Below are 11,428 nucleotides of genomic sequence, written 5' to 3'. Positions count from 1 at the left end.
ATAACAATGAAAAATATTAAAAGATATGCATTCGTATTAGCATCAGCATTCTTTACCACAACTGCGGTTGTGAGTTGTTCAGACAGCTTTGAAGAAATCAATACGAATCCTAATAACCCGGAAGTAGCACTTACTTACGGTATTTATAACGCTGCGAATAAGGCAGTGACTGACGCGACAAGAAATTCCTTCGAGTCTGCAAGAGTAGCATTACCATGGATGCAATATTCAGCGCAAACCGCATATACAGAAGAAGACAGATATCAATACCGTCTTACGAGTGGTGATGCGCTATGGAGAAACCTTTACGGTGCAGCGTCTAATTATAAGCAAATTATTGATATCAACACAAATCCTCAAACAGCTGTAGCCGCAAGTGCGTATGGATCCAATAAAAATCAGATTGCTGCGTCAAGAGTTATGCTTTCTTACGTATTTTTAAACCTTGCAGATACTTTTGGTGATATTCCTTACTATTCTTATGGGAATAAAGACGCAGATTTTCAGGCATTGAATGTAGAAGAATTTCTTAAGCCAAAATTTGCATCCCAACAGAAAGTGTATGCAGACATTATGAAAGAATTGCAGGAGGCAGCTGCAATGGTTGAAGTTGGAAAACCTGTCTTTACCCAAGGTGACCTTCTTTTCGGCGGGGACGCAGAAAAATTGGTGAAATTTGCAAATTCATTGAGACTTCGTGTTGCAACAAGAGTTAAAGGAGTAGTTCCTGGTGCGGAAGCACATATCGCTTCTGCCATTGCAGGAGGTTTAATGACTTCCAATGATGATAATGTTGGTGTAACCTACGAAAACAATCGTACCAACCCTTCACCCCTGTTTCAAGACTTCCTTGAGAGATCCGATTTCTCTGTTTCTAAAACATTTATTGATCTCCTAAAAGGAAATACAGCGAGCTTTGGTCTGGATCCTAGACTTTTTAAATATGTATCTAAGAATAAATTATCAGATGAGGAAATCGCAGCTAATCCAGACAAGACTCTAAAAGAGAGGATAATTGATGGTTCTCTGTCTGAGTCTACAGATCTTAGCCTTTACATAGGGCAGCCATATGGTCTAGATCAATCTTTATCTACGTCACAAGCAGAGCAATCAAACTTCTTTAGTAAGCATGTTTACAAACAAGACTATACTGAAATCTTAATGGAATATTCTGAGGTTGAATTCCTTTTAAGTGAGGCCAATGGTTGGAGCCAGTCTAATTATGAAAAGGGAGTTAGAGCTTCTATGGAAAAGTGGGGAGTTAATAGTGCAGATATAGATGCATTCGTAAATTCTTTACCCCCAGCGAATGCTGAAAATGTAATGACACAAAAGTATGTTGCTTTATTCATGCAACCATACGAAGCTTGGGCGGATTACAGAAGAACTGGATATCCTGACACCTCTGTTCTTTTACTTCCTGGCGAAACAGGAACATTGAATGTACCGTTTGAAGGAGCAACTACTTACATGTTTGAACCACTAATTGCAGATCTTACAGATTTACCGACAAGATTGTATTATCCAACATTAATTCAAACGTTGAATCCTCAAAACTACGCTGCAGCAGCAACAGCTATAGGAGGTGATAAAATGAGCACCAAACTAATCTGGGACAAAAACTAATTTGAATTAGTTTATGATAATTCCAAACCACTCTTCGGAGTGGTTTTTTTATTTCCGTATATTTGTCATTCAAAATTGTAACATGAATATTAAAGATATCATTGAAGATAAAATCGCGGAGGTTATTCAATCGGTTTTTCAGGTTGATGATGTGAATCATCCGAATTCCATCAAGCTTGAGGTACAGCAAAACAAATCAGAGTTTGAAGGCGACTTTACGATCGTGACCTTCCCTCTCGTGAAGGTATTGAAGAAAAGTCCGGACCTTATCGCAATGGAACTGGGTGATGCCCTTTCTACGCAATCCGATCTTGTGGAAAGCTACAATGTGGTGAAAGGTTTCCTTAACCTAACCATTAAGAAAAGTTTCTTTTTAGAGAATTTTAAATCTACCAAAGAAAACTTCGATCAAGCAGCTCCAAAGAACGAAACCGTCATGGTGGAATATTCTTCACCCAATACCAACAAACCCCTTCACTTGGGACATATCCGAAATAATCTATTGGGATATTCGGTAGCACAAATCCTTAAAGCAGACGGATACGATGTTATCAAAACCCAAATTATCAACGACCGAGGAATCCACATCTGCAAATCGATGCTTGCTTGGGAACGTTACGGAAATGGTGAAACTCCACAATCCACCCAAATTAAAGGGGATAAGTTTGTGGGGAATTATTATGTAGAATTCGATCAACACTATAAGAAAGAAATCGCCGAACTGAAGGAGCAAGGATATGATGAAGACGTTGCCAAAAAGCAAGCTCCTATTATTCTTGAAGCTCAAAAAATGTTGCTCGACTGGGAAAAAGGAGACGAAAAAGTACGCTCGCTTTGGAAAGAGATGAACAGCTGGGTATATGAAGGCTTCGGTGCAACCTATCAAAGATTGGGCGTAGATTTCGATCAAGTTCAGTATGAAAGCAATACTTATCTTTTAGGAAAAGATCTTATCCAGGAAGGTTTAATCAGCGGTGTGCTTTATCGCAAAGACGACGGATCGGTGTGGTGCGACCTTACCGACGAAGGTTTGGATCAGAAATTACTCCTTCGCTCCGATGGAACTTCGGTTTATATGACTCAAGATTTGGGAACTGCTGTTCAGCGATTCAAGGAAAATAACATACAGAAATTGATTTATACCGTAGGAAACGAACAAGACTATCACTTCGATGTGCTGTTCAAGATCCTAAAGAAAATGGGCTACAGCTGGGCAGAAAACCTTTTCCACCTTTCGTACGGAATGGTAGAATTGCCAGAAGGAAAAATGAAATCCCGTGAAGGAACAGTGGTAGATGCTGATGATTTGATGCAGGAAATGGTAGAAACCGCCAAGGAAAAAGCCGAAGAATTGGGCAAATTGGAAAACCTGTCTGAGGCAGACAAAGAAAAATCTTACGAAACAGTAGGTTTAGGCGCCTTGAAATATTTCATGCTGAAAGTAGATCCGAAGAAAAAAATGCTCTTCAATCCAAAAGAAAGTATTGATTTTAACGGAAATACAGGGCCTTTTATTCAATACACTTATGCGAGAATTCAATCGTTGCTGAACAAAGCCAACTATGCGGACCAAACGATTGCCGAGTACGAAATGAACGATTATGAGAAGGAATTGGTGATGAATCTTTCCAACTTCAAGGAGGTGATTGCCAAAGCAGCGGAAACCCTTTCGCCGGCATTGGTTGCCAATTATGTTTATGAGTTGGTGAAATCTTACAACTCGTTCTACCAGAACAATCCGATCCTCAACCAAGAAAACGAAAACACAAAAAACTTCCGTCTCGAATTATCCGCCCTTACCGGAAAAACCATCCGCAAAGGCCTAGAACTACTGGGAATCGGAACGGTTGACAGAATGTAATGGAACTCGATTTTTCTAAAAATATACAATTAAAATCACTTTTTCCCCAAACCGAATTTGAGGAGAAAGTGATTTCTTTTTTGGAGGATTGGTATTCCGATTCTACCACGGTTTCCGTACAAACATCCGGTTCCACCGGCGTTCCGAAGGTTTTTGAAATCGAAAAGGTACGCATGAGGAGTTCAGCAAAGATGACCTGCGATTATCTTGGATTAAAAGAAGGAGATTCCGCCTTGGTTTGCCTTCCTGTTGAATATATTTCCGGTAAGATGATGATCGTCCGTTCTGTGGTAAGAAAATTAAAACTTACGATCGAAAGCCCTTCATCAACACCTCTTGCAAACCTCGATCATGACATTGATTTTTGTGCGATGTCGCCACTTCAGGTTGAAAATTCGCTTGATGAGATTCATTTCATTAAAAAAATCATCATCGGTGGTGCGCAAGTTTCGGAATCCTTAAAACAAAAAATCGATAAAGTCCTTCGCAGTACTTCCAACAAAACTACGATTTACGAAACGTATGGAATGAGCGAAACGCTCTCCCACATTGCTTTGAAACAACTTTATCCCATTCAGGAAGAACATTTCACCTTATTTAAAGGCGTTGAAATCTCTTTGGATGAAAGAGGATGTCTCAACATAAAAGCTCCAAAACTTAATCCTGAGATTCTTCAAACGAACGATTTAGTTGAATTAAAAAACAACAGACAATTTAAGTTTTTAGGAAGATTCGATAATGTCATTAATTCCGCAGGTTTGAAGATTTTCCCGGAACAATTGGAATATTTCATGAAGCAAAAACTCTCCAACGAGATTGTTTTTTTAGGTTTAAATGATGAAACTTATGGTCAAAAACTGGTTGCGATTATTGAAAGCGATGAAAGCGACAAACTGAAATCACAGCTTCGCCCTATTCTATCGGAACTTGCCGAAACTTTTACCAAAAATCATCTTCCGAAACAGATTTTTTATCTTGAAAAAATTCCGAGACTTCCCAACGGAAAAATTAATAGGAAAGAATTGCTACATTTGTTCTAAATCCGATTGATTCCGCCATGAGAAATTTCACGAAAGAGCTTACCTACAAAACTTCCCGCAGCAGTGGCGCAGGAGGCCAAAACGTGAATAAAGTAGAAACATCCGTGACGGTGCTATGGAAAGTTGCCGACACCGAATTTTTTAGCAACGAAGAAATTGAACTGATCTCGGAAAAGCTCAAAAACCGTATCAATCAAGACGGAATTCTTCAGCTTACCGTTTCGGAAGGTCGCACCCAACTTCAGAATAAAAAGATAGCAACCGACAAGATTTTGGAATTGGTGGAGAAATCACTTTATAAACCGAAACCGCGAAAGGCCACAAAACCATCGAAAAGGCAAATTGAAAAACGCATCATGGCAAAAAAACAGATTTCCGAAAAGAAGGAGAATAGGAGGTTTAGGTTTTGAAGATGTTAGATGTTAGATGTTAGATGCTAGATGTCAGATTCCAGATCCTTGGCTCTTGATTATAAAGCCATTTTTTTCACCGCAAAAGGATCAAAAGTTTTTTCTTTTTTAAGCTATTCCAAAGGACGAAAAAGGTGAACGTCAGATTCAAGTAATGATATTCAGATTTTTGGCTCCTGACTCTTCATTCGAAAACATTTTAACCTTATAACCTCTTAACCTTCTAACTCTTTTTCAACCACAAAAGGATCAAAAGTTTTTTCTTTTTTTAGTTATTCAAAAGGGGGTAAAAGATTCGAGATGCAAGATTTCAGATTCTTGGTTCTTGATTCTTGGTTCTTTCTCCATTTGTTAATCGACGTTAAATATTTGTTTTTCAGTAAGTTATTCATTATCTTCGTAAAAATCTTCAATCATCATGGCTTTATCGCTCTTTTTATCCGACTTTGGTCGTCTATCAGGACTTTTGCAGTCATTGATGTATCTTCATACCGATTCATTTCTGAAAAGTTCCAAGGACTTTATCCATTAATCCCTGTCAGGTTCAAGACGGGGAACCCATCGTTTTTTAATAATCATTTCGAGATGTGCTTTCGGCAGACAAAATATCCATTGACGTTTTGCCTAATTGCGTTGAACCGAACTTGGAAGCATATTTAATTCATTTTAAAAAATATAAGAATAATGTCCGATCAAATCATTTTAACAACAGGAATTTACGACGCAATAAAAGATAATTTAAGAAGAAAAAAAGTAAGTCACAATGAAGAAGTAAGATTGGCTTCCGAACTGCGAAATGCGCTACAAGTGCGAAGAAGGGTTTTACCGGAAGACGTAGTGACGGTGAACCGAAAAGTAACCATCAAGGACTTAAGCCAAAATAAGGAAGAAGAATATATTTTTGTAGGTGTTTCAGAAGCCAGACCAAAGAAAAATAAGCACTCCATTTTGTCGGATATGGCTTTGGCAACGGTAGGATACAAGGTTGGTGATGTCATTGAATGGCCTTTCCGAGACGGAGAGCGTAGAATTGAAGTCTTGAAGGTTGAAAATTGGCAGAACTAAAAATAATTTCTTTATATAAAAATGAAAGTACGGCTCATGATGGGCTGTACTTTTTTCTTTGGAATAATAAGCTTTTAAACGTACGGGATTTCGATTCCAACCTAAAATATTATCTTTGCAAAAACAATTAGAGAAATGAATAAACCGATCACAGAATTTCTAGAAAAATATTATCTCCATTTCAATGCAGCAGCATTGGTGGATGCTTCGAAAGGCTATGTTGCGCACCTAAAAGACGGCGGTAAAATGATGATTACCTTGGCCGGAGCGATGTCAACAGCGGAATTAGGAAAGATTTTGGCTGAGATGATCCGTCAGGACAAAGTAGCGATTATTTCGTGTACAGGAGCTAACCTTGAAGAAGATGTAATGAACTTAGTTGCTCATTCACACTACAAAAGAGTACCTAATTATAGAGATTTGACGCCCGAGCAAGAAAGAGATTTGCTGGATCAACACTTCAATCGTGTAACCGATACTTGTATTCCGGAAGAGGAAGCATTTCGTCGTCTACAAAAGCATTTGGAAGATGTGTGGCATGCTGCAGAAGAAAAAGGAGAACGTTATTTCCCGCATGAATTTTTGTATCAAGTAGTGAATTCCGGTGTTTTGGAGCAATATTATGAAATCGATCCGAAAGATTCATGGATTGTCGCAGCAGCCGAGAAAAACCTTCCGATTGTTTGTCCAGGTTGGGAAGATTCGACCACAGGAAATATTTTTGCGTCAAACGTCATCAAAGGGAAACTGAATGTTCATACCGTAAAATCTGGAATCGAGTACATGATTTACTTAACGGAATGGTATCGTGCAAATTCCGGTGGAAAAGGCGTTGGTTTCTTCCAAATCGGAGGAGGAATTGCTGGAGATTTCCCGATTTGTGTAGTACCGATGATGTATCAGGATTTGGAATGGGAAGATGTCCCTTTCTGGGCTTATTTCTGCCAGATTTCAGATTCTACAACTTCTTACGGATCTTATTCCGGAGCAGTTCCGAACGAGAAAATCACTTGGGGGAAACTCGATGTGGATACACCAAAATACATTGTTGAAAGTGATGCCACCATTTGCGCACCGCTGATGTTTACTTATATTTTAGAAAATTCTTAATTGTATTTTCTTTTAAACATAAAAAACTCTCGCATTAGGTTGTGAGAGTTTTTTATGTGATTGGGGGTGTGGATAGAATGATGTTAAGTGTGGTAGAAAGAAGTTTGAGTTTTAGTACATGTTCAACTCGTACGAAACGGAACGGCCGGCTCCTACTTTAATAAAGGCGTTCATTTCTGCGAGTTGCTGTAAATCTCTTGTTGCTGTAGCTTTTGAGGTTTTAGTGATGGAGATGTATTTTTTGGCAGTCATGCCACCTTCGAATCCCTCTTCTCCCTGCTCCATCATTTTATTGATGGCTTTTAATTGCCTTTCATTAAGCTGATCCTGAAAACTGTCAAAAAACCGGACTTTTTTTAGTGTAAAAGTCACTACGTTTTTAGAATTAATAAGCGCAGCATTCAAAATATCAAAGAAATAATGCACCCAGTCTGTAATCTGCAAGTTTCTCTGTGCCTTTTTCAATTCATTATAATACCTTGATTTGTCTTTCTCAATTGCTTTTGAAAGACCTACAAAAATGGGTATTTCCAATTTTTCAGCTAACGCTTTTTCGGCTAAGGCGCGTCCGATACGTCCGTTTCCATCTTCGAAAGGATGCAATGTCTCGAAATATAAATGAGCAATTGCCGCCAATAACATCGCCTCTCCAACTTTCCCTAAATTTGGTTCAGTAAAGCTTTTATACCAACCAATAAATTCCGGAATCAGCACCGGTAAATCTTTAGCAGGAGGTGCTTCGTAATGAACGGTGAAATTTCCGAAGCTCCCAGAAACCACTTGCATTGGTTCTTTACCTTTTCTAAACTGACCGTGGTTAATGGATTCTTCGTATTCCATTAATATTTTATGCCAATCTAATAATAGATTTTCGTCCAATGTTTTGTTATAACTTTTCTGGACTTCAATCATTAATACCGCAATAGCATTCGCTTTTTTATTTTTTGTGGTTTTATGGAAATCTTTATATCCTAAATTGAGTTTCAATGATGATATTACCTCCTCCCTACTAAAATATTCACCTTCGATTTCAGAAGTTTTCAATGCTTCTGAAAGCAATAATTCTGTAAAAACATCCCGTTTTGTTTCTTCAGAAAAACCTTGCAAAATACCATTGGTCTCTCCCAATTCTAAAGCAAAATTCTGAATACCAGGAAGTAGTTTCTCGGTGCTGTACGAGAAATCCGGAAAGTTTTCTAATTGCCAAATATAGTTCATGAGCCGATTGCGATTAATATTCGGCTCAAATATACTAAAAATAATGAGCCGATTATCCTTTCTAATCGGCTCAATTGTTCGAAATCCTAAGAATTGAGATAGGAAGACTAAGAAAGTATTAATGACTCGAAAGCTGCGGACAGCTTTTCCATAAAGCTCCAGATAAGTTCAATGAATTTTATATTTCCAAGGTATTTCTTCATTAAATTTTCTTATTTTCGTAATTAAAGCTGATATTAAATGAAAAAAACTATTACAGTGGTATTTTTGGCAATGATAGGATGGATCAACGGCCAAGAAAATTTAAGCTACCAACAACCTTCTGCAGAGATTCTGAAATTAGCAGATTACCAAAGACCACCTTCGGTATCTATGGACAGCAAACGAGAATGGATGATTTTCTCTTACCGAGATACCTATAAATCTTTAGATGAACTGAACCAACAAGAAATGAGGTTGGGCGGTTTGCGAATCAATCCTGTAACCAATATTTCAAGCTCACTAACCTACATCACCAACCTGAAAATAAAAAAAGTAAAAGATAAAGATGAAACTCAAGTGAAAGGGTTGCCGAAAGGAGCTAAAATCGCCTATACCACTCTATCACCAGACGAGAAGAAATTGGCATTTACTAATACTACCGACAAAGGTGTAGAACTTTGGGTGCTAGATTTAGCTAGTTCAACAGCTACCAAACTCGTCGCTGATCAACTCAATGCAAACCTCGGTATGCCTTATCTGTGGTATAAAGACTCCAAGAATTTATTAATTAAAACTATTCCCACAGATAAACCCAAGTTAATTGATTCGAGCAAAGATCTTCCTACAGGCCCCACTATTTCTACATCCGATGGAAAAGTTTCCCAAAACAGAACGTATCAGGATTTGTTAAAAAATCCTCAGGATGAAATTAATTTTGAAACTTTGACTAAAGCCGATCTGAAAAAAGTTAATCTCAATGGAGACATAACCGAGGAAAAAACTGCAGATCTCTATGCAGGAATGAGTTTCTCGCCGGACGGTAAATATTTAATGCTTACCACCATCAAGAAACCTTTTTCTTACATAGTTCCGCTTAGTCGATTTCCAATGACCACTACCATTTACGACCAAGCTGGTAAGTTGGTAAAAACAGTGAACGAGGTACCACTAACTGAAATTATGCCTAAAGGTTTTTCTTCTGTTCGAACCGGAAAAAGAAACATGACATGGCGCGATGATCAGCCGGCAACCTTGGTGTACGCAGAAGCATTGGACGGAGGCGACCAAAATAAAACCGCGGAGTACAGAGACGAAATTTTCACATGGGAAGCTCCATTTACCACTGCTGCGAAAAGCCTTTTCAGGACAAAACAGCGTTATTCAGGGACAGAATGGTCTAATTCCAATTACGCGGTTATTTCCGAAAGCTGGTATGATACAAGGAACACCAAATCCTATCTCCTAGATTTGAATACCGGAACATCACGGATGATAGAAGATCGGAATTTTCAGGATGTGTATAATGATCCTGGGCAATTTTTTGAAACTAAAAATGAATATGGAAGAAATGTAATCAATGTAAAGAAGGACAAAGCATACCTCATCGGAGAGGGCTTCACGAAAGATGGACAAAAACCTTTTATTGATGAGCACGATTTAAAATCATTAGCAAAGAAAAGATTGTACACCGCACAAGTAAGCGGAGTGAAAGAAAGCATCATCGATATTATGGATATTGAAAAAGGTGAAATTTTGGTCCGCCAAGAATCCGCAACCCAATACCCCAACTCCTATAAAAAAAATATTAAAACCGGAAGGATTGAAGCATTAACCAACTTCGAAAATCCTTTTGCTAGCTTGGGAAAAGTCTATAAAGAAGTGATCAAATACAAAAGAAATGACGGCGTAGATCTCACCGGAACCTTATATCTACCGGCCGGCTACGATAGAAAAAGCAAAAAAGAAAAATTACCTTTACTAATTTGGGCCTATCCGACAGAGTATAAAGACAAAAATACCGCTGGAATGAATACCCAAAATCCCAATGATTTCACATTTCCAAGTTATGGATCGTTCATATATTGGGTAACTAAGGGCTATGCGGTTTTAGATGATGCAGCCTTCCCAATCATCGGTGAAGGAAAAGCTGAACCAAACGACACCTTTATTCCTCAACTTCTAGCCAATGGAAAAGCAGCAATTGATGCTGTAGATCAACTAGGATATATCGATCGGAAAAAAGTTGCGGTAGGAGGTCATTCATATGGTGCATTTATGACCGCTAATCTGCTAACTCATGGTGATGATTTTACCTGTGGAGTAGCACGAAGCGGTGCTTATAATAGAACTTTGACTCCATTTGGTTTTCAGTCAGAGCAACGCAATTATTGGGACGTGCCGGAAGTATATAATACGATGTCTCCTTTTATGCACGCCGATCAAATGAAAAAACCTTTACTGTTGATTCATGGAGATGCGGATAACAATCCGGGAACTTTCACCTTGCAAACCGAACGATATTTTCAAGCACTTAAAAATTTAGGAGCACCCGTTCGCATGGTTTTACTCCCGAAAGAATCTCATGGATATGCTGCAAAAGAAAGCATTCTACACACATTATGGGAACAAGAGCAATTTCTCGATAAATGTCTGAAAGAAAAATAAACTCATCAAAACCGCCTAACAAAAGGCGGTTTTTTTGTTAAATCTTCTTTTACAAAACCCTTTTAATCGAAATAAATAGAACTACTATTGATTTTTGCAAATAAAAAAATGACATTATATTTTTTTAATTTAGAGCCTGTTTAAATTTTATTCAATAAATTTTTTATAGCGGATAATTTTACCATATTTTCAGAATTTTCCATTAGTAATTCGTAATTCCTGCATAATCTCCTGTCGTTATCAAACCAGGAAAATGTCCGTTCAATAATCCATCTTTTAGAAAAGGGCTTAAAATCTGTTTTCTTTTCATCATTTCTCATCACCACATTGATTAGATAAGCAAACTTATTTTTCACCTGTTCTATGATTTCTCCTCTGTAACCTCCATCAGCAAGAATAATCTTCACAGGACTTAAGAAATATGCCAAAGTTCTCATGAGAAAATCAACAGC

9 protein-coding genes are annotated in these 11,428 nt (G+C 38.0%); 7 read left to right on the top strand and 2 right to left on the bottom strand.

The features are described 5' to 3' along the window. Positions 1–6: 6 nt before the first annotated feature. From AP75_RS09430 to AP75_RS09405, 6 genes are all read left to right on the top strand, one after another. Positions 7–1,626, top strand: a complete 1,620-nt coding sequence (locus AP75_RS09430) for a SusD/RagB family nutrient-binding outer membrane lipoprotein (RefSeq protein ID WP_088264446.1) — start codon at positions 7–9, stop codon at positions 1,624–1,626. Positions 1,627–1,708: 82 nt separating this feature from the next. Continuing rightward, positions 1,709–3,487 carry an arginine--tRNA ligase gene (gene argS / locus AP75_RS09425; RefSeq protein WP_031501518.1) on the top strand — a complete coding sequence of 593 codons (1,779 nt, stop codon included), beginning with the start codon at positions 1,709–1,711 and terminating at the stop codon, positions 3,485–3,487. Continuing rightward, positions 3,487–4,527, top strand: coding sequence for an AMP-binding protein (locus AP75_RS09420; protein WP_088264444.1), 1,041 nt, complete (start codon positions 3,487–3,489; stop codon positions 4,525–4,527). Before argS ends, AP75_RS09420 begins: the two co-directional genes overlap by 1 nt. A 17-nt stretch (positions 4,528–4,544) precedes the next feature. Beyond that, positions 4,545–4,937 carry an alternative ribosome rescue aminoacyl-tRNA hydrolase ArfB gene (gene arfB / locus AP75_RS09415; protein WP_088264442.1) on the top strand — a complete coding sequence of 131 codons (393 nt, stop codon included), beginning with the start codon at positions 4,545–4,547 and terminating at the stop codon, positions 4,935–4,937. A 684-nt stretch (positions 4,938–5,621) separates the two neighbouring features. Further along, a complete protein-coding gene (locus AP75_RS09410) occupies positions 5,622–6,002 on the top strand; it encodes a GreA/GreB family elongation factor (protein ID WP_088264440.1) in 381 nt (126 codons plus the stop codon). A gap of 135 nt (positions 6,003–6,137) precedes the next feature. Beyond that, complete coding sequence (locus AP75_RS09405) at positions 6,138–7,112, top strand: deoxyhypusine synthase family protein (RefSeq protein WP_088264438.1); 975 nt, start codon at positions 6,138–6,140, stop codon at positions 7,110–7,112. Between the two features lie 111 nt (positions 7,113–7,223). On the opposite strand, the gene AP75_RS09400 is transcribed toward AP75_RS09405, so the two are convergent. Beyond that, entirely contained in the window at positions 7,224–8,330 is a 1,107-nt protein-coding gene (locus AP75_RS09400) for a Fic family protein (protein WP_031501517.1), read from the bottom strand. Positions 8,331–8,570: 240 nt separating this feature from the next. Between AP75_RS09400 and AP75_RS09395 the strand changes: the two genes are divergently transcribed. Further along, entirely contained in the window at positions 8,571–10,976 is a 2,406-nt protein-coding gene (locus tag AP75_RS09395) for an alpha/beta hydrolase family protein (RefSeq protein ID WP_088264436.1), read from the top strand. A 140-nt stretch (positions 10,977–11,116) separates the two neighbouring features. Here the strand turns inward: AP75_RS09395 and AP75_RS09390 are convergent. Further along, positions 11,117–11,428 (bottom strand): transposase (locus AP75_RS09390; RefSeq protein ID WP_143755802.1); only part of this gene is annotated, 312 nt, incomplete at its 5' end.

The organism is Kaistella haifensis DSM 19056 (assembly GCF_000735695.2).
GTDB classification, from domain to species: domain Bacteria; phylum Bacteroidota; class Bacteroidia; order Flavobacteriales; family Weeksellaceae; genus Kaistella; species Kaistella haifensis.
The sequence above is the reverse complement of the archived record's forward strand: the minus strand, read 5'-3'. Positions and strand labels throughout refer to the sequence as shown.